19 protein-coding genes are annotated in these 18584 nt (G+C 34.4%); 12 read left to right on the plus strand and 7 right to left on the minus strand.

What is annotated here, in order from left to right; translation table 11 throughout:
- Positions 1-23 precede the first annotated feature (23 nt).
- Complete coding sequence (locus CBF30_RS06350) at positions 24-1229, minus strand: hypothetical protein (protein WP_126823945.1); 1206 nt, start codon at positions 1227-1229, stop codon at positions 24-26.
- 396 nt (positions 1230-1625) lie between these two features.
- Here CBF30_RS06350 and CBF30_RS06355 point away from each other — a divergent pair, with 396 nt between their 5' ends.
- The 6 genes from CBF30_RS06355 to CBF30_RS06380 all read left to right on the plus strand — a co-directional run bounded on the left by CBF30_RS06355 (position 1626) and on the right by CBF30_RS06380 (position 6386).
- Positions 1626-2585, plus strand: a complete 960-nt coding sequence (locus tag CBF30_RS06355; RefSeq protein ID WP_126823947.1) for an ABC transporter ATP-binding protein — start codon at positions 1626-1628, stop codon at positions 2583-2585.
- Positions 2582-3346, plus strand: a complete 765-nt coding sequence (locus tag CBF30_RS06360; protein ID WP_126823949.1) for an ABC transporter permease — start codon at positions 2582-2584, stop codon at positions 3344-3346. The genes CBF30_RS06355 and CBF30_RS06360 overlap by 4 nt, the downstream gene beginning before the upstream one ends.
- On the plus strand, positions 3346-4113 hold the full coding sequence (locus CBF30_RS06365) for an ABC transporter permease (RefSeq protein WP_126823951.1): 768 nt from the start codon (positions 3346-3348) through the stop codon (positions 4111-4113). Before CBF30_RS06360 ends, CBF30_RS06365 begins: the two co-directional genes overlap by 1 nt.
- Positions 4114-4236: 123 nt before the next feature.
- Complete coding sequence (bioB, locus tag CBF30_RS06370) at positions 4237-5202, plus strand: biotin synthase BioB (RefSeq protein ID WP_245975035.1); 966 nt, start codon at positions 4237-4239, stop codon at positions 5200-5202.
- Positions 5195-5854: a dethiobiotin synthase gene (bioD, locus tag CBF30_RS06375; RefSeq protein ID WP_126823955.1), complete on the plus strand. Its 660-nt coding sequence runs from the start codon at positions 5195-5197 to the stop codon at positions 5852-5854. Before bioB ends, bioD begins: the two co-directional genes overlap by 8 nt.
- Positions 5841-6386, plus strand: coding sequence for a biotin transporter BioY (locus CBF30_RS06380; protein ID WP_126823957.1), 546 nt, complete (start codon positions 5841-5843; stop codon positions 6384-6386). Before bioD ends, CBF30_RS06380 begins: the two co-directional genes overlap by 14 nt.
- Before the next feature lie 97 nt (positions 6387-6483).
- Here CBF30_RS06380 and CBF30_RS06385 read toward each other — a convergent pair whose 3' ends face one another.
- Entirely contained in the window at positions 6484-6807 is a 324-nt protein-coding gene (locus CBF30_RS06385) for an AzlD domain-containing protein (protein ID WP_126823959.1), read from the minus strand.
- The gene (locus CBF30_RS06390) at positions 6800-7609 is read right to left on the minus strand and encodes an AzlC family ABC transporter permease (RefSeq protein WP_126823961.1); all 810 of its coding nucleotides are present in this window, start codon (positions 7607-7609) and stop codon (positions 6800-6802) included. The genes CBF30_RS06385 and CBF30_RS06390 overlap by 8 nt, the downstream gene beginning before the upstream one ends.
- A gap of 154 nt (positions 7610-7763) precedes the next feature.
- Between CBF30_RS06390 and CBF30_RS06395 the strand changes: the two genes are divergently transcribed.
- Positions 7764-8627 (plus strand): DegV family protein, encoded by an 864-nt coding sequence (locus CBF30_RS06395; RefSeq protein WP_126823963.1) that lies wholly within the window; start codon positions 7764-7766, stop codon positions 8625-8627.
- Positions 8628-8752: 125 nt separating this feature from the next.
- On the opposite strand, the gene CBF30_RS06400 is transcribed toward CBF30_RS06395, so the two are convergent.
- Positions 8753-9580 carry a hypothetical protein gene (locus CBF30_RS06400; RefSeq protein WP_126823965.1) on the minus strand — a complete coding sequence of 276 codons (828 nt, stop codon included), beginning with the start codon at positions 9578-9580 and terminating at the stop codon, positions 8753-8755.
- 20 nt (positions 9581-9600) lie between these two features.
- Positions 9601-10509, minus strand: a complete 909-nt coding sequence (locus tag CBF30_RS06405) for a coiled-coil domain-containing protein (RefSeq protein ID WP_126823967.1) — start codon at positions 10507-10509, stop codon at positions 9601-9603.
- Positions 10510-10750: 241 nt separating this feature from the next.
- Here CBF30_RS06405 and CBF30_RS06410 point away from each other — a divergent pair, with 241 nt between their 5' ends.
- Positions 10751-10993 carry a hypothetical protein gene (locus CBF30_RS06410; RefSeq protein ID WP_126823969.1) on the plus strand — a complete coding sequence of 81 codons (243 nt, stop codon included), beginning with the start codon at positions 10751-10753 and terminating at the stop codon, positions 10991-10993.
- A 133-nt stretch (positions 10994-11126) separates the two neighbouring features.
- On the opposite strand, the gene CBF30_RS06415 is transcribed toward CBF30_RS06410, so the two are convergent.
- Both CBF30_RS06415 and CBF30_RS06420 read right to left on the minus strand, forming a co-directional pair.
- Positions 11127-12563 (minus strand): helix-turn-helix domain-containing protein, encoded by a 1437-nt coding sequence (locus CBF30_RS06415; protein ID WP_126823971.1) that lies wholly within the window; start codon positions 12561-12563, stop codon positions 11127-11129.
- A 64-nt stretch (positions 12564-12627) separates the two neighbouring features.
- A complete protein-coding gene (locus tag CBF30_RS06420) occupies positions 12628-14484 on the minus strand; it encodes a MucBP domain-containing protein (RefSeq protein ID WP_126823973.1) in 1857 nt (618 codons plus the stop codon).
- A gap of 311 nt (positions 14485-14795) precedes the next feature.
- Here CBF30_RS06420 and CBF30_RS06425 point away from each other — a divergent pair, with 311 nt between their 5' ends.
- The 4 genes from CBF30_RS06425 to CBF30_RS06440 all read left to right on the plus strand — a co-directional run bounded on the left by CBF30_RS06425 (position 14796) and on the right by CBF30_RS06440 (position 18575).
- Complete coding sequence (locus tag CBF30_RS06425) at positions 14796-15023, plus strand: hypothetical protein (protein ID WP_126825517.1); 228 nt, start codon at positions 14796-14798, stop codon at positions 15021-15023.
- A gap of 73 nt (positions 15024-15096) precedes the next feature.
- Positions 15097-15924 carry a VirB6/TrbL-like conjugal transfer protein, CD1112 family gene (locus tag CBF30_RS06430; RefSeq protein ID WP_126823975.1) on the plus strand — a complete coding sequence of 276 codons (828 nt, stop codon included), beginning with the start codon at positions 15097-15099 and terminating at the stop codon, positions 15922-15924.
- A 19-nt stretch (positions 15925-15943) separates the two neighbouring features.
- Positions 15944-16252, plus strand: coding sequence for a PrgI family protein (locus CBF30_RS06435; protein ID WP_126823977.1), 309 nt, complete (start codon positions 15944-15946; stop codon positions 16250-16252).
- Positions 16245-18575 (plus strand): VirB4-like conjugal transfer ATPase, CD1110 family, encoded by a 2331-nt coding sequence (locus CBF30_RS06440; protein WP_126823979.1) that lies wholly within the window; start codon positions 16245-16247, stop codon positions 18573-18575. Before CBF30_RS06435 ends, CBF30_RS06440 begins: the two co-directional genes overlap by 8 nt.
- The last annotated feature ends 9 nt before the right edge of the window (positions 18576-18584 follow it).

Here is an 18584-nt window from a genome sequence, read left to right on the forward strand (position 1 = left end):
AGTCAAGTCTATCTTTTTTAGTATTAACGCCAAGGTGCTAGATGAAGCACCTTTTTTTTCGTTTTTGATGGAGGATTCACCTTGTTAATAGAAATACCAGCCATACTTCTTTTTTTAAGCTCTTCCACCTTTTTTTTAGGTGTACTTTTTTTTGCGGATCCATATTTTAAGTCTTGAGATTGCTCTAAGGCTAATTTTTTAGATAGTTTATGTTTAAGCTCTGTTGTTAATGGTTCGTATTGTTTGATGAAATATTCTTTTCTGATAGAGGAAAGGTCACTTGTTGTTTTAGTCTGGTTGTCTGATCCATAGAAAATCAAAGCCTTATCAACGCGTGGCTCGAGTTTAGGAGAAAGCGATAATTGCTTACTTTTTTCTGCCAGCTGGAATAAGTGAGCTTTGATGAGGGCGGTAACGTTCTGATCGCCTAAGAGTTGTAAGTCTCCAATTGTTTGCCAGTTTCTTGTAGCGATGATGCGTGAAGTGGGAGAAGGATTAAAAATCTGATTAGCACTGTGTTTGAGTGTAGCGATTTTTTCTTCCAATTTTTGTATATCAATTAATTTCTCACCAAGAATTTCCCTGTATAAATTTAATCTTGTGCCAGAGTATAGTTGTAATTCATTTTTTAGATGGCTTTCTGTTAGGCTATCAAGCTCCAAAAAAGGGGAAAATATATTCGTCTTTTCATTCACCTGACTTTTAAGAGTGGGACTACTTTCAAGCGCATGCTTAGAATCTAACCAGTGATTTAATTGTTTCACTAGATAATAGTTAGAAGGAGAGTCAACATCCAGCGTATTCTTCATCATCCCCTCTAGTTGAGTTTTTAAAGAAGCAAATTTTGAAGGGATTTGTTCGTTGAAATGCTGATTTAGCTGTGTATACAATTGAGGACTAGATCGTTTAACCGCAATACTTACTTCAAAATCTGAAATTTCTCTTAGTTTTTCTAGACAGATTTCTACTTGTTCTCCAGTGTAGTAAAAATTATTCTTTCTAATATGATGAATCTGATTATTTAATTCTTTAGCACTTTTAGTATATTGTGCGTTTTTGTTCGTTAGTTCTTGACTCCATTTTTTTTCAATTGTATCCAGTATATTTTTTTCTTGTTTGTAGGAAAAATACGGAATGAGTTTTTTTTGTGCCTCTAAAAGCCAGATAGCATCTGCTTGTTTTTGTAAGTTTTGATGGAACTCGTTTAGTTGCTCTACCTGTTGTTTCATTGTATTCATGCTCCGTTCATGGTTATGTTAGTACCGTCAGTTTAGCATGTAATGGAAGCAATACTTTTTTATTTTTTCTGAAACGAGAAAAGTAAGATACAAGAGTAGCTAATTAGATGGAAAATCTATTGTGTGTGAATGAATCTTTCTTTTTTTTTTGAAATTAAAATTTATTGATTAAAATTTTGACACTTTATATTTTATATAATATTATAAAATGAATGGATAGAAATAAAAAAACATTAATTATAATCAGTAAATATAAAAACTTTTTTATATGATTGATTATTAAATGAAGTGAAGAAAATATGTAAAAGTGATGGGGAAAGCTTCCTAATAGGATAGTATAGCAATCAGTTTTGATAGCTGACTCATATAAAAATAGGAGCGTACAGGATGATTGAATTAACCAATATAAAATATAGTTATAAATCCTATGTTAGAAGAGAAGGATTTATCGGGAGTTTAAGGGATTTTAAACAACGAGAGGCTATCGTACAAGATGCGGTAAAAAATATTAACTTTACCATCCATAAAGGGGACATAATTGGATTGTTAGGCCAAAATGGAGCGGGAAAAACCACCTTAATAAAATTGATGACAGGAATATTAGAGCCAACGGAGGGACAGATTACCATTGACGGCTTCCATCCGTTTAATAAAGAAAAAAATTTTTTGAAAGAGATTGGGGTGGTTATTGGGCAAAAAAGCCAGTTGGTCTGGGATTTGCCAGCAACTGAGACGCTACGTATGCTGCAAGTGATATATGATATTGATGAAGAAGACTTTAAGCATCGAGTAGAGGTGATGGTTGATTTGCTCAATCTAAAAGAAAAAGTCAATACGCCAGTTAGAAAGCTATCATTAGGAGAAAGAATAAAGTTTGAAATTATTTGTTCACTCATTCACTCACCCAAAGTTCTTTTCTTGGATGAGCCAACGATTGGTCTAGATATCACGAGTCAATATCATATTAGGGAATTTCTCTTGAAAATGAATCAAGAAGAAGAAACAACCATTATTATCACAAGTCATTATATGAAAGATATTGAAGCATTGACCGAAAAAATTTTTATTATGGTGGATGGAGAAATGCTTCAAAATACGACAATACCAGATTTAAAACGCCAATATACGGTGGATGAATCTTTTGAGATTACCTTTAAAGAGGAAGTCCCTTCTTCATTTGAACAGTATAAAGTCAAGGATAAGATCGTGACAGTTCCCTTAGAGGAGATGGGTGCTGCTCTACAAAAAATAGAAGACTTTAAAAATATAAAAACTATTTTGAACAGTACGCCTTCATTTGAAGAGATTATTTATCAGATATTCTCAAGTTCGGGGGGAAAAGCATGAAAAAATATGGCTATATTTTTATGACCCAATTTCAAACGATGCTGGAGTATAAATTTCATTTAATCACGTCCCTTTTTTCTAATTTTTTGACTATCATTATTTCCTTTTATATATGGCAATCGGTTTATATGAGTAGTGGCAAAGGAGTGATTGGAGGTTATACGCAAGCACAAATGCTAAAGTACATTATTTTGGTCAATTTTTTGAGTATCGTGTTTTCTTTTGATTACGTTGTAAGACTCGGAGGGCTAATTAGAAGTGGCAAGTTGAGTACCTTGTTGTTAAGACCTATAAGTTTGTTGGGGGAGTCTTTTTTTAACTTTTTAGGAACGAAAATTCTCTATATTTTCTTCTTGTTACTCTCTCTTTGTTTTTTAGGAAGCACGTCCTTTCTTTTGGTTTTTCTTTATTTTTTAGTCGTGTTTGTTTTATTTTTTTTAGTGTTGTCGGCTATTGGGACAATTGGTTTTTGGTTGATCCAAATGTGGCCGTTGCGTCCAGTGTTATCTGGTCTATATGCGCTGTTAGGGGGACTCTTTTTCCCATTAAATCTGTTGCCGCAGTCTATCTATCAAATTGTTATGTACAATCCATTTGCTTTAATTGGCTATCATACGGCAAATATTTTTCAAAATCATTATTCTACTGAAAAAGTTCTCTTTTTAACATTGATTAGTCTCATATGGGCGACGCTTTTTTATGTACTCTACGTATGGGGGCTAAAAAAAGGATTAAAAAAATATGAAGGGATGGGTGCTTAGTGAATGTGAAATTGTATAAGCAGTTACTTGCTCAAAGTATACAAGAAAGTATTGCCTATAGGAGTACCTCGGTTATTGTAGCGATATTTAGTGTGATTTTTTTTGTTACAGAGATTGTAGTGGGGGTCGTCTTGTTTGACCAGACAAGTTTGTTAGCAGGTTGGTCGAAGCAGCAATATTTTATGCTAGTCGGGGTTTCGGCTCTGATCAATAGTCTGTATCAATTTTTCTTTATTGTTTCTCATGAAAATCTAGCAGAAAGTATTATCGAAGGGGAATTAGATTATATTTTTTTAAAACCAGTTAATTCTTTTTATTTCTATGCATTTAATCGAATTGATTTACCTAGTCTAGTGAATACTGTATTGGCTGTTGTCTTGATTATTTCTCTTCAAAATAGGGTGCATGTTCTGACACTTGTATTTTTTATCTTGTCCATACTTCTTTCTGTCTGGTTTCTTTTTCTAATCAATCAAATCATTGTGACGTTCTCATTTTGGATAGAAAAAGGAGGGAAATTTTTAGCAATTCCTGAATATCTTGCGGATATTGCAAGTAAACCATATTCGATTTATCCTAAAATGTTTATCTTTTTATTTACATGGATCTGTCCTTTTTTTCTAGCATTTAATATGCCAGTATTACTTTTGAAGCAAACTGGCTATTGGAAGCAGCTACTCTATTTCTTAGTATTTGTGTTTCTTTTACATAAATTTGCCACATATTTATGGCGTAAAGGGTTAAGAAAGTACCAATCAAGTAATTGATTGGTACTTTTTTAACCCTTTTATTTTTCAGAAGAGAAGCAACTAATTTTTTATAAAAATCTCTATCTTTTTCTATTGTTAACTTGTATAATATTTTTAGTTTACAATTAGGAGGAGAATATGTTGAGTAGGATAAAGGATTGGACAAGCAAAACGATTTCAAAAAAAGAATGTCTAGAAATTTTGCAAAGCTCAAATGATTGGTGGGAATATTACGCACGGGCAGTTTTAACGAAAAAGCAAAAGACCGGCAATCAAATGCGCTTAAATACACTAATGAATGCAAAAAGTGGTTTGTGCGCAGAAGATTGTGGGTATTGTGCACAATCAAAAACGAGCAGTGCGCCCATCAACCAATATGCACTTCTTCCTAAAGCAGAAATCGTGCACAAGGCTCTTATTGCCAAAAAAAATAAAGCAAGCGTGTTTTGCATTGCGATTAGTGCAACTAGACCGTCAAGTAAAGAACTTTTAGAATTAGGAGAAGCAGTTAAAGAAATTAAAAAAATAATGGAGATTGAGATCTGTCTTTCTTGTGGGTTATTGAGGGAAGAACAAGTGAAGTATCTAAAAGAAGTTGGGATTGACCGAATTAATCATAATTTGAATACACCTAAGGAAAACTATCCGAATATTACGACGACACATACTTACGAAGATCGAATGGATACATTAAAACAATTGCAAGAGTATCAAGTAAATATTTGCTCAGGATTTATTTGTGGCATGGGGGAAACAAGCGAACAATTAGTAGATCTTGCCTTTGAACTAAAAGAGCAGCAGCCGTATTCTGTTCCAGTTAATTTCTTACTCGCAATTGAGGGAACGAAATTGGAAAATACGAATGAGCTCACACCATTGAAATGTTTGAAAATAGTAAGCATGTTACGCTTAGTCTTTCCAGATACGGAACTTCGGGTAAGTGCGGGAAGAGAGTTTCATTTAGGTTCGTTACAACCATTGGTATTACTGATTGTAGATTCTATTTTCTTAGGAAATTATCTCACTGAAAAAGGGGCTGAGATTTCAGAGGATCAAGCGTTATTAAAAGAATTAGGGCTTGAAATTGTGGGGGATAAAAATGACTAAAAGCTATATTATTTGTGGGATTGATACAGATTGTGGGAAAACAGTAGCGAGCATCCTTATGTATGAATACATAAAAATCAAAGAAGGGATTGCGCCTTTTGTCGTGAAACCTGTCCAGACGGGAAAGAGGGGAGATACAGAGGTTTATCAATCATGTGGGGTTAAGGAAACGGATATTATCAATTTTTATACACTAGAAAAAGAGAGCTCAATTCATAGTGCGAGTGCAGCAGAATCAAAAGAACTTGATTTTGATTGGTTGGTTGCTCAGTCGAAAACACTGCTAAATACTGCGGGAAAATCCGCAATTTTTGAGCTGGCCGGGGGTCTGATGTCGCCTATTACAGACCAAAAGAGTATGCTGGATTTTGTTGTTCAATTGAAACTTCCTGTGATCCTTGTTGTGCAGAACTATCTGGGTGCAATTAATCATGCCTTATTAACAATTGAGGAGCTAAAACAGTATCAGGTTCCTCTTTCAGGTATCCTTTATAATAATCGAAAAAATGGACAAGTAATTTTAGAATATGTGGCAAACCATGCTGATTGCCCGATTATCGGAGAGATTCCTGAGCTAATAGAAACAGCCCTCACCTCAAATAAAAAAAAGGAAGAAATCGTGAGGAGGTTCGTCTTGCATGACCCGGAATAAAACGAAAAAGGTAGCACAAATGGGGTGCATGTTTGCTCTTTTAATTGTCAGTGCAAAATTAGTGATTCCCTTGCCATTATATGACTATATTTCTCTTCAGATTATAGTTGTTTTCTTGCTTTATCCACTTTTAGGGGAGAGGGAAGCACTAGTAGTTTTTCTCACTTATCTTATTTTGGGACTAATGGGCTTGCCAATTTTTGCTTCTGGGGGTGGCTTTGCATATGCATTGAAACCAACATTTGGTTTTTTAATTGCTTATACGCTGCTACCGATAGTTCAGTGCGAAGCCACACGTTTGTTCAAGTGTCATAGGAAAGACTCCATTATGCTTGTAAACTATTTAGGCTTGCTTTTTATCCATGTGATAGGAATCGGGTATAAGGTTTGGATAGTATCAGCATTAAGCATGAATGGAGCAGTAATTTGGGGAATACTTTCTGTTTCCACAGTGCTTGATCTTTCTACGGATGTTTTATTAGTGTCTATAGCAGGAATTTTAGCCTTAAAACTTCGAGCAATCAGGCAGTGACAAAAAATGAGAGGCTGTGAAACAAACCATGATGTTAAGGTTTGTTTCACAGTCTCTATTCGAATCAAAAAGGATTTGTGGCCTAAATTTTTGTTTACTAGGTAAAAAGAAATGTCAATAAAAAAATGGCGAATAAACCACTGAGCACAGATAGTGCCATCGATTTTGTTTTGTACGCGATGAATATGACTAAAAGCATGGCTAAAATTTTGACATTCCAAAGTAGATCAAGATGATCGTGCGTAATAAAAACATCTTTAAAAGCAAGGGAGGAAAAAAGTGAAACGGGTACGTACTTCATCCAGCCACTAAACCATTTGGGAATTTCTTTTTTAGAAAAATAAAGCATAGGAAGTAGCCTTGAGACATAGGATACTAGAAACAAACTGATAATCAGAAAAAATAAAGAGAAACTAGTCATTTTGTTGTGTCTCCTTTTCAATCATTGGGGATAATGGAGCACGTAAATTTTTCTTATCTTTTGTCAGGGTAGAATGCTTAAATAATTGAGCTAGCTTTCGACCTACTGGTTGTTTTTTTAAAGCTTTCTCTAGACCGTATCCAGCAAAGGAAGCAAGAATTGTAGCCAGAATAAGACCGAAAGTATTTTGAAAAATAAGCATCAGCCAAACAGATAAAATCCCAGAGGCTATACCAGTTAAGAGCAGTAGGTAATTTTTCATTTGCATCACAAACATAAAAATGAACATAGCTGTTAGGGCAAAATGGACCAGATCTGCATTCAGGTGAATGACTGAACCCAAAATGGTTCCAAGTAAATTGCTACATAGCCACGAGAACATTGAAAACCAGTTGACAAGAAGAGCTTTCTTTTTATTCCAACTAGGATCGGTAGAATATTTCAGATAGTTGACGGCGTAGTTTTCATCGTTCAGTGACTGGGTGAAAAGTGCGATAAAATATTTGCTTTCTTTTTTCATATAGATAGACATACTCGAACTGAGTAGGATATAACGTAACTCAAGGAAAAATGTCATCAGAACTGTCGATAACATGGGTGCTTGTAGACTTAGCATAGATGCGGCCAGAAATTGTGCGCCACCTGAAAACACTAATACTGAGATAAGGGCGGTAAGAAAGGGATTGAACCCAACCTTTTGCAATAATACGCCACAAGCTAGTCCTACAGGAATATAACTTAAGCAGAGAGGAAGTGAAGCTTGCATCACTTCATGCCAATCGGCCCTTTCTTTTTGATACATGTAAGGGGCTCCTTCAATATAAAATTAAGTGAATTTCGTGTATATTTTAACATATAAGGAAAGTGAGTTGTTACTTTTGAGAAAATAATTTTTTTTTCTAATTAAAGAATTGATCGTATGATATAATAAATTACGGATAGTGGGAGGAAAACGGATGAAATTTGATATTATCACAGACTCGTGTTGCGATTTACCATATGATTTTTTGGAACAAGAACGTGTTGAATATATTAGTATGTTTGTTACGATTGACGAAAAAGAGTATAGCGATGATTTAGGGAAAACGTTTAAAAGTGATTGGCTGATGGAACAAATGAAACAAGGAAGCCGAGCATCTACCTCACAAATTAATGTAGGGCAATATTTAGAAATGTTTAAAAAATATGCAAAACATGAACTGCCTGTTATATATCTTTGTTTTTCTTCCGGACTCAGTGGCTCATATAACAATGCTTGTACTGCTCTCAATCTTTTAGAAGAAGAGCTTGGTGAAAAAAGTCCAATCAAGATTATTGATACAAAAGCAGCAAGTCTGGGACAAGGGTTGTTAGTATATGAGCTGGTTAAGCTTAGAAATCAAGGGGCTGATTTTGAAGTAGCCAGAACATGGATAGAAAAGAATCGGTCCCGTATAGCTTCATGGGTAACCGTTGATGATTTGTCTTATTTGGAAAAAGGAGGTAGAATCTCCAAAACTTCGGCGACAGTGGGAAGTTTATTGAACATTAAACCGATTATTATTGTGACCAAAGAAGGGAAACTAGCCAAAGCAGGAAAAGTAAGAGGCAGGAAGAAAGCGATTAAACTACTTGCTTTCGAAACTGAAAACTCGCTTCAAGATCAAGCAAAACAGCCTATTTTTGTAGCATATGCTGGAGATGAGGCTGCCGCTCTTGAAGTGGGGAAATTACTTAGAAAAACGATTAAAATGAATGAAATAAAAATTTTCCCTATGGGTCCAACGATTGCTAGCCATACTGGATATGGTGCATTAGCTGTTTTTTCGTTTGAAAAGTGAATAAAGAAAGTAGCACAGGGTATAAAAGGTTTTATACCCTGTGCTTTTTTGTGATTGCTTCTTAAATACAGCAATTTCAAGAGGGGAGTGAAGAGAATAAATGATCCTTTTGAATTGATAAGCATTTATAAAAGAGGAAATCTTTCTTGAGTTTTGTTATGAGGTAGAGGGCTACGGGTGAGGTTCCTTACGTTTTGCTTAAGAGCAATTTTTTTGTCGTCTAGTTCTAGCCTTGATTGATTTGGAAGTTTATTTTTGAAATAATTTGTATACTGGGTAAGTTTTGGGTTAGACAAGCGACTAACCATCTCTTCAATACTGGCATCATTTAAGCGATAGTTTTTATCAAGTCTGTCTGCGAGAAAGTCTATTTTGTCTTCAATACTTCCTCTTATTTTGATTAGTACCTCTTTCTGTTCTTTAGGCGTTTCTTTGGATAGACTATCTAGTTTATCATTAGCGAGTCGTAGTGTAATATCTAGATAGTCTAAGAGTGTGAAGCCATGTTCCTTAAAATAAGCTACTTGTTGTGTGCTACTCATAATTTGTAGATCAGGGATTCGTAGGAATACTTGTTCAGGATGATTCAGCAGTGAATATTGCTCATGAATCCGTTCTTTGTAGCAACTATAGACCAAATCTTGTTCTTTTTTCAAATCTTGCTCTTTTTTCAAGTTCTGTTCTTGTGTAAGCTGTTTATTTTTATCGGATAGATGAGAAATAGTAGCACCAACTAGGAGTCCACCGAAACCTACACCTAGTATGATCGGTGCAGCAAAAGGAAAAAAAGGAAGTAATGTAAAGGCACTTAGAGAAGCTAGTGCTAGGATTGTTCCGAAAATGCCCCAAAGTAAGTTTTGGTTGATGCTTTTTTGGGGGAGGTCAGTTTTAGTCATTGGTTTTTCGAATAAGCGTTTTTCTAATTCTTCTTCTGAGTCTTGTTCTTTTATCATAATTTTTCCTCCTTAATAGGTTAGGACAGTGATACTCCTTCGTTGCGATTGGTGTGTTCTATTTTGCGTGACACTGTTTTGCTAGGAGATGCTGTTTTCTGCTCTAACTTATTTTTTTTCGAATAAGCGTTAGCGATATCCCATTTAGTTTGTGTGATTTTGTCTGATAGTGAGGTTATTTTTTCATTCAGAGAGGTTTTTGTTCTTTGTAGCTCACTATTATTTTTTTTCAGGTTGGAAATATCTGTTATCAACGCTGCCTTTTGTTTCTCAATTCTTTTTACTTGATTCGTGACAACACGTAGCTTTCCAAAGCGTTTGCTAAAGAAGCGACTAACTATATTTGTTTTCGCTAGGATTTTAGTCCGCTTATTTTTTTGATCGTTTAGTTCTACTTCTTTAGTAGTTAGTGTTTGTAAAGTATTCTGATGTTTTACTGTTAGGTCTTCCAACAAACTTTTTGTTTTTTCAAGTGCGGTTGTGGAGGTCTGTTTCTGCGTGATTAAGTGATTTAAATCGTTAGTATCTCTCGCAATCATAGCATCTAACGCTATATGCTTTCTGCGAAGCTGCTCTAATAAAGGAATTTTCTGCTTTGTTGTATTTCCCATAAGTCGGTCTAGTTGTGTTTGTAAAGCAGCTCGTTTTTCTTGCATAGGATAAAATCTATCTGGATCTTTCAAATTTATTCTTTGTGCTAACTCCACATCTAATTTGGTTATTTTTTTCTGGATAGTATTGATCTCCAAGATTGCTTCAGCAGAAAAATTTTGCTCTAATTCTATCTGTTTTGAAAGTTCTTTCTGGAATTTATTTTTCTGACTAACCAAGTTCTCATATGTATCATAATCTTTAGAATATTTTAATGCACCAATTTTTTTGGATAATTCGTTTATTTGTCGTTCTAGTTGTTGGGTCTTTTTCGACATAGTGTATGCGCTCCTTTTCAATACGTTGATTTGATAAATTTATCCTACTATAAAAAAATGTGAACGCATGTTTATTAAATTTTAATTTGAGAAAAAGATGATTTTAGCACTTCTGTTCTTTGAAACAGAGCGGATTCCAAGAATTTCTCTTTTTTTAAATGTTTGAAAAGCAGTTGAGGGGAATTCGAGTTAACATAAAAAAGTAAGATAAATTTATTACCGACAAAAAGGAGATAAGAATATGGGGAAAAAAAATCAAAGCAGTAATATTTCAATAGAAGCTTTTTTGGATTATGAAAAAAGAAATTATCAACCTACCAATGAAGGACCTAAGAAGGTGGAGAATGAACGTGCAAGTTTTGTTGATAAGAAACAAAATGCTGCAGAACGATACAAAAAAAATCTTGAAAAATTTGAACAACTTGCTCAAAAGGAAAAGGCATCAATGATTCATGTCAAAAACAATCATTTTTTAGGACGCTAATATAGTAAAAAAAGCTTAGGACAACGATGAATAAAAGAGGTCCTAAGCTTTTAAGTTTTAAGAGGCTAATCAAGGGTTTAACTAATTAAATAGACTGTTAAACTAGAATAAATTTGAGAATAGGAAAATCAAATTAGCCGAGATTTTCTTTTATTGAACGCCAAAAATTTTCAGAGGTAAAATTACTGAGTAGTAATGTTGGTGCGGTTATATTGGAATCCTGTAATGGTATATCTAATAAAATCAGATTAAATTGGTTAATAAACTGATACTCTAATTTTAATTTATGATGTGTGCAAATGATCACCTCGTTGATTTCAGGGATATTGTATTTAATTTGTGCAGTTAGAAAATTGAATTGGTTTTTTTCACAGAGTATCAAGATTTTTTTGTTAGGAAAACGAGGCAATAATTTTTCTTGTAATACCTGGGAGTAGTTAATTAAAGTAATAGAGATTTGATAATGCCAGTGTTGTTTTTTATTCAAATTTTTAGGTAAACAAGGAAGTAAAAACTCTAATAATTTAGGTAGTTGTGGGTATAAATTTGTAAGATGTTTGTAATAAATATGTGTGAAATCAACACAAATATAAGAAATTTTCTTTTCTACTAATAGAGTTTCATTAAGATTTGTTCGAATGAGCGTAATTTCTTCTTCTTTTAGAGGTATGGCTTGACTAGTTACCTGTATAATATCTTCAATTAGTAGTTGATTTGAACTAGTCTCTTGATTTTTTTTTGGAAAATAAAATCGATCAATCTCTATAAACAAAGAGAAAATATTTTCAGGTTTGAACTGAAAATTAAATTCTTTTTCTAAAAAAATACGAAAAATATTTTTTGAGTAAAGAAAATCAGAAAGCTGATTAAATAATAGTTTTTTTTCAGAAGTCAGTTGAGAAAATTCCTTTGTAAGTTCAAGTTTTTTCTTAAGTCCAATTCGAATCACAAGTGAAACAAAGCGAAGGGAAAATTCGATAAAATCGATTTCCTGTAGGTCAATATGTGTTTGTTTTTTGTAATAGCAATACAGATCGAAACAGGTAGAATAAATGAGAGAAAAATTCTTAAAATCTTCTTTTCCGTACAATTCGGTTAGTAGAATACAAAGAAATTCCTGAATGAGATTTTCATCACCAACGACTTTCAATCGATCTTCTATAGTAATTTTCATCTGATATTTTTTGTAGACAAACCATTTATTAATTTTGAGAATGGTTCTTCTGACAGTGGGTTCACTAAAAAACGTCAATTGGCACGTTTGTTTTAATGTGGGCTCTTTGGTTAAAACTAATTTTAATAAGTAAAGAGAGAAGGAAGATTGGAGTATTTCTTCTACTGCAGATTCAACTGTATGGTTGTCATGGATGTGTAAGCTAAGGTTTTTATCATTGTTCATATGGATAGAAGAAGCGGAGTAGGACTCATTGAAATCAGCAATATCTGATAAAACAGTTTTTTCGGATATATTCAACATATGGGCAATTGTTTTTGGTTTGTACTCTTTGATATGAATGAGCTGCAACAATGTTAGCTGACGGTTTAATTGTTTTTCTAGTAGTAGTTCCATAGATTCTCCTTTTTAATTCTTAAAAGCAAAAGATAGATTAGGTTACTATCTTTTGCTTTCTTTGTTATTGAGGTTTTTTTAATTTAGGAAGCATTTTTTTGAATACTAGTAAAGAAGAAAACAAAATAATGCCAACAATAGTTAGGTAGTGATGAGGAGATTCTCCAGTTTTAGGTAGTACATTGTTAGTGGAAGTGTCAGAAGCTTTTATTTTTTGATAAATTATTTTGGCTTGTTTATTTTGAGGATCGAACGCTCCTTTTAATTTTCCAACTACTTTCACCAGTTGATAACCCGAAATTTTCTTTTCAGAAACTTCGTAGTCTTGTCCAGGAGACAAGGTGAGAACGGTTGGCTTCGCGAGAGTTTTACCCGTTTCATCTACATATGAAACAGTAAGTGTATCTTTTTCTTGAGCCTGCTTGTCATAGATAAACGTCACTTCCTGAGGTGAATTAGAAAAGGTTCCATCAGGTTCGCCAGAGACTTTAGAAAAGGAGTAATCCTTGATATCAATCTGTTTCGCATGAAATGCTTCTCCGATTTTCCCGTTCAAGAATTGGTCATCAGCCAGAGTGTTTCCTTGAGTATCTTGGTAATGGACTGTGACAGGTTTCCCAGCGTTTTTGTCATAGATAAACGTCACTTCTTGAGGCGAATTAGAAAAGGTTCCATCAGGTTCGCCGGAGACTTTAGAAAAGGAGTAATCCTTGATATCAATCTGTTTCGCATGAAATGCTTCTCCGATTTTTCCGTTCAAGGATTGGTCATCAGCCAGAGTGTTTCCTTGAGTATCTTGGTAATGGACTGTGACAGGTTTCCCAGCGTTTTTGTCATAGATAAACGTCACTTCTTGAGGCGAATTAGAAAAGGTTCCATCAGGTTCGCCGGAGACTTTAGAAAAGGAGTAATCCTTGATATCAATCTGTTTCGCATGAAATGCTTCTCCGATTTTTCCGTTCAAGGATTGGTCATCAGCCAGAGTGTTTCCTTGGGTATCTTGGTAATGGACTGTGACAGGCTTCCCAGCGTTTTTGTCATAGATAAAAGTAACAGCTGAATCAGTTCCACCAAATTGACTGTCGGCTTTCCCTTCGGTTTTTACCAAAGTATAGTCGGGGATATCCTTTGGTAAAAACGTATAATTTTCCCCTTCTTTTCCTGTTTTTATTTCATCGTCTGCTAGTTTTTCCTTGCTAGTGGTCTGATAATGTGCAGTTACTGTGATTGTGGGAGAGGGTTTCTCACCACCTAAGATTAGAGTAGCCATGGAAAAATCAGAAGAGTCTGCGTTCTTTATATCAACCCCACCTGATACGGGATAGTCAGGTAAAGAAGTATCTTTAGATGAGACTGCAGTGGCCCCCATGTGAAAGCCAGAGATACTAAATTTTAGAGGGATGTTGGTTGTTGTTGGTTCACTCATTCTAGTAATGGTAACAGTAACACTAGCAGTAGTCCCAGAAATCGTGGGTTTACTTGAAGTAGCCCGAATTGAAGCATCCTCTGAAGTGACTTTAAGATCGCCTAAAAATGAGAAATCGCTACTATGACTGCTAGCTTTTCCCAAATATAACTCTTGATATGATGGGATATAAGGAAATCCATTATCTGCGGGTATTTCAGCAATATAATCATTTCCGTTACCGGTTAGAACTGTAAATGTAGGGAATTTTACTGTAAAAGTAAGAAAAGATCCTACTTTTTCTCCTAGACAAAGTTCTGACAAATCTGTTTGTGTGATTGCTTTACTAACTGTATTTGTAACATAAGCATTTATCCCGTTTTTTCTAATATTTTCTCGAACTTGGTTCGTTACCTCGCGTACTTGTATTGTTTGTGCTGCTACATGTAGTGGGTAAACAGTCGATTGTAGCATTAATAAGGTAAGTGCGCTAAGCGTAAAAACTTTCTTCTTCAAAATTATTTTTCCTCCTTTTTACTAAAAAACCATCATATTTACAAAAATATAAATAATCCTCCATTTAGTATACATTAAAACAAAAAAGGAATGAAAAAAAATTTTTAAAAAATAAAAAAAAAAGAAAAAAAGCTAGCAAAAAGAGGTGGAAATAAGGAGTATACAAAAAACGCATTATATTAAATGTATATTAAAAAAACAAAGAAACTTTCTTTTTAATAAAAATAAAGTAAACTGTGTTTCAGAAGTAAAAAAAATATAAAAGGAGCTTTTTGATAAAAATGAATTTATTGAATATTGTAGCAACAAAAATGTTTTTTGCAGCGGATACACCAGGAGTTGTAGACGATGTGTTTAAATTAATTACTCGCTTTACTTTAGTAGGTGGAACACTATGGTTGGTATGGGGAGCAGTTATTTTGGCGGGTGCGCTCAAAGATAAAAATGGACCACAGTTGCAGCAAGGAATTTGGCAAATTGTTGGTGGCGCATTGATCATAGCTGCAGCAGCATTATTTCAGGAAGCTCTTAAGAATTAAAAAATAAAAGATGAAAAATAGGGCCTAAAGCAGGTATGTGGTGGGCTCTTTTTTGTATCGGAGGAAACAAAAAATGAATGATGCAGTCTTAGACTTATACGATGAAATTATGAAGTATCTGAGAGGAGATTCTGTTACTCAGTTATTGACTCAGAGTCTCCCGGATTTTATTAAAGCTGCGTATAATATGGTGGTCGAACTTCAACAGCATGTTATTGGTCCTATTGGTTTTTCACTATTGTCTGTATTTATTTTGTTGGAATTTCAAAAAATTTCATTGAAAGTCGAGGGTGCAGGGGGGGCACCGATGTTAGGGTTTGAAATGATTATGAAGGCAATGGTGAAGTTTGTCTTGTCCTATATTTTGCTTTCTAATATTCAGTTGGTACTAAATGCAATCATTAGCTTGACCAATACAATGACCGCGAAAGTCTTAAGCTACCCAGTAGAAAATGGAGATCTTGCTAACATGCGAGCAAAAGTAGCAAGTGCAGCTTCAGACTTGAGTTGGTGGACATGTTTAATTGTATTACTTGTTTTTGCAATGTTATTTTTAGTGGCACTGGTAATTCAAACGTATATTCGCTTAGTTGTTTATCTGCGTTTGATGGAACTCTATCTTTACTGCGCATTAGCACCTATTCCTATTGGAGCTGCGCCAAGCCAAGAATTTTCATCCATGACAAAGAATTTCTTGAAAAATTTCGCATCAAGTGCGCTCCAGGCCACCGTAATTGCTTTAGTATTAGTTATTTATCCAACAATATTTGAGGGCCTGATAGATTCTATGGGATCGACGATTTGGACAATTATTCTGGGAATGTTGATTTATATGTTGGCATTGATTTTCGCCATTCAAAAAACGGGTACATGGGCTAAGATGGTTTTCCAAGCACAATAAGGAAATGAAAGGAGAAATTATGGCAATTGAAGTAAAAGTTCCTAAAGATATAAAAGAATATAAAGAAAAAATCATGTTTGGTATGACAATTAAACAATTAATTACGTTATTAATTGCGATTGGCGTTAATATAGCACTGGCCTTTTTATTTATTACCGTTTATGGACTTGAGATGAACTCTATAAGTTGGGTAATGATTTTAGTTTCGTTACCAATTCTCTCTTTCGGATGGGTGAGACGGAATGAGCTATCTTTTTTCGCATTTTTACAAATTTTATTAAAGTATCATTCGGATCCCAACAGATTGGAGAAACAAGACGATGTTTAAGAAAAAAAAGGTAGAAAAAAAACAAGAACCCCCTAAGAAAAAAGAAACAAAAAATAAAGGAAAACAAATAGAGGATATCTTATGGTTTAAAGAGTTTGATGAAAAAGGGATATGTCAGTTAGAAAAAAAATACTATTCTATGACTTTTTATATTGAAGGAGTCAACTACCGCTTATTATCTGAGGATGGTAAAATCGAGATCTTTTATCGCTATTGTGAGTTTTTGAATTCTTTTGATAATAAAATACAGTTGCAAATAACGTTACAAAAAAAGAAACGGACATTATCGGAAGTTCAAAATATTTTAAACTACCCTCATTATGAAGATGATTGGAATTGTTACCGAGAAGAAATGAACAATTTGGTAAATGAGAAAGCCTCAGATCCCAACAATGGATATGAGGTCAAAAGTTATTTGACTTTTGTCCAATACTTTGAAAATGAAGAAGAAGCACAACGTGGATTTAAAACGTTGGAAGAACGGCTCTCGCAGTTTGTTCGCCGGATTGGTGGTCGCACGAATCGATTAAATCGAAGTGAGCGTTTAGCTGTTTGTCGGAATATATTAACAAATAATTGTGAGACTGACAGAAGTTCAGAGTCTTATCAAACAAAAAAAGATATTTTACCAAACGAAGTTCGGATGAAAGAATCGAAGGAATATTTACGTCTGGATGAATTGTATGCTAAGTCTTATTATTTTGCGAAATACCCTGCAGAGTTGACAGACGAAGTACTGAGTGAATTTCTGGATTTACCAAAAGAGTTTAATGTGAATTTATTTATTCAACCTATGAATCAGGACGATGCGTTTGATCTTGTCAAAACAAAACTAGCTTTTATGGAGCAGCATAAAGTTGACGAACAGAAAAAAGCCTTAAAGAGTGGCTATGATTATGAAATGCTACCATATGACTTGTCTTATTCTTTGGATGAAGCGAAAGATCTGTTAAATGAGTTACAAAATAAGAGTCAGAAATTATTTAATGTGACGGGGTCTGTCTACTATCTTTCAGAGACAAAAGAGAAGATGAACGAAGTTGGAAATTTGTTTATCAATACAGCGAGAAGGTATGGCTTGCAGTTGACCCCTCTTTTCTACTTACAAGAAGCTGGTTTAAATGCTACTCTCCCTATTGGGAACAGCAAACTGCCATATGAGCGGTCTTTAACCACTGCCAGTACAGCGATTTTCCTACCGTTTCCAGCGTTAGACATGATGCAAAAAAATGGGCTATATTACGGAATCAACGATATTAGTAAGAATATCATATCTATGAATCGAAAGTTTTTGAAAGCACCAAATGGTTTTGTACTAGGAACTCCTGGTTCTGGGAAAAGTTTTGCAGTCAAACGTGAAGTAGTGAATGTTTTGTTGAAAAATCCTAAAGATGAAGTCATTATTATTGATCCAGAACGAGAATATCAGCAACTGTGTGAAAATTTTACGGGCGAGCAGGTTATTATCTCCAACGATGCGAAAACCTATATCAATCCGTTAGATTTAATTGCTGATGAAAATAATGAATTTGATATGGGTCAAATTTTATTTAAAGCTGAATTTATCATCTCTTTGTGTGATTTGATTGTTGGAGGAGTCATGGGGCTATCGTCTGTTCAGAAATCAATCATTGATCGAAATGTGCGCAAAACCTATGAGCTTTTCCGAACAAAAAATGAAATGCCAACATTATATGATTTTTATGAGGTTTTAAAAGAGGAAACAGAGGAAGAAGCGCATCGTTTGGTATTAGAGCTAGAGCTTTATATGGAAGGGAGCTTATCTTTATTTTCTCACAAAACCAATGTTAATACGGATAATCGACTTGTTGTCTATGATATTAAGGATCTAGGCCGTCAAATGAAAACGCTAGGAATGCTGGTGGTGTTGGACCAAGTCTGGAATAAAATTTGTCTAAACCGAGAAAAAGGGATTCGAACGTGGGTTTACATTGATGAAATGCAGTTACTTTTTACGAACGAATATGCTTCTAATTATTTCTTCGAACTATGGAGTAGGGCCCGCAAATGGGGAGCAATTCCAACTGGCATTACTCAGAATGTAGAAACATTATTACTATCAGACTTAGCTCGAAGAATGTTGTCTAATAGTGAGTTTGTGATGTTGTTAAATCAAGCAAAGTCAGATCGAAGTCAAGTTGTACGTTTATTTGATATCTCAGAAGATCAAGAAAAATATCTTGTAAACTCGCCTGAGGGATGTGGGTTGTTAATATTTGGAGAGAATGTATTCCCATTTGTAGACCGTTTCCCCAAAGAAACGAAATTATACCAAATGATGACGACAAAACCAGAGGAGTAGAGCGTGAGT

The sequence above is a fragment of the Vagococcus entomophilus genome (assembly GCF_003987595.1).
GTDB lineage: Bacteria > Bacillota > Bacilli > Lactobacillales > Vagococcaceae > Vagococcus_E > Vagococcus_E entomophilus.

Bases quoted from the DNA above. Each gene is read 5' to 3' on its own strand.
- CBF30_RS06350 (WP_126823945.1), bottom strand. From the start codon at position 1,229: ATGAAACAACAGGTAGAGCAACTAAACGAGTTCCATCAAAACTTACAA.
- CBF30_RS06355 (WP_126823947.1), top strand. From the start codon at position 1,626: ATGATTGAATTAACCAATATAAAATATAGTTATAAATCCTATGTTAGA.
- CBF30_RS06360 (WP_126823949.1), top strand. From the start codon at position 2,582: ATGAAAAAATATGGCTATATTTTTATGACCCAATTTCAAACGATGCTG.
- bioD (WP_126823955.1), top strand. From the start codon at position 5,195: ATGACTAAAAGCTATATTATTTGTGGGATTGATACAGATTGTGGGAAA.
- CBF30_RS06380 (WP_126823957.1), top strand. From the start codon at position 5,841: ATGACCCGGAATAAAACGAAAAAGGTAGCACAAATGGGGTGCATGTTT.
- CBF30_RS06385 (WP_126823959.1), bottom strand. From the start codon at position 6,807: ATGACTAGTTTCTCTTTATTTTTTCTGATTATCAGTTTGTTTCTAGTA.
- CBF30_RS06390 (WP_126823961.1), bottom strand. From the start codon at position 7,609: ATGTATCAAAAAGAAAGGGCCGATTGGCATGAAGTGATGCAAGCTTCA.
- CBF30_RS06395 (WP_126823963.1), top strand. From the start codon at position 7,764: ATGAAATTTGATATTATCACAGACTCGTGTTGCGATTTACCATATGAT.
- CBF30_RS06400 (WP_126823965.1), bottom strand. From the start codon at position 9,580: ATGATAAAAGAACAAGACTCAGAAGAAGAATTAGAAAAACGCTTATTC.
- CBF30_RS06405 (WP_126823967.1), bottom strand. From the start codon at position 10,509: ATGTCGAAAAAGACCCAACAACTAGAACGACAAATAAACGAATTATCC.
- CBF30_RS06410 (WP_126823969.1), top strand. From the start codon at position 10,751: ATGGGGAAAAAAAATCAAAGCAGTAATATTTCAATAGAAGCTTTTTTG.
- CBF30_RS06415 (WP_126823971.1), bottom strand. From the start codon at position 12,563: ATGGAACTACTACTAGAAAAACAATTAAACCGTCAGCTAACATTGTTG.
- CBF30_RS06425 (WP_126825517.1), top strand. From the start codon at position 14,796: ATGTTTTTTGCAGCGGATACACCAGGAGTTGTAGACGATGTGTTTAAA.
- CBF30_RS06430 (WP_126823975.1), top strand. From the start codon at position 15,097: ATGAATGATGCAGTCTTAGACTTATACGATGAAATTATGAAGTATCTG.
- CBF30_RS06435 (WP_126823977.1), top strand. From the start codon at position 15,944: ATGGCAATTGAAGTAAAAGTTCCTAAAGATATAAAAGAATATAAAGAA.
- CBF30_RS06440 (WP_126823979.1), top strand. From the start codon at position 16,245: ATGTTTAAGAAAAAAAAGGTAGAAAAAAAACAAGAACCCCCTAAGAAA.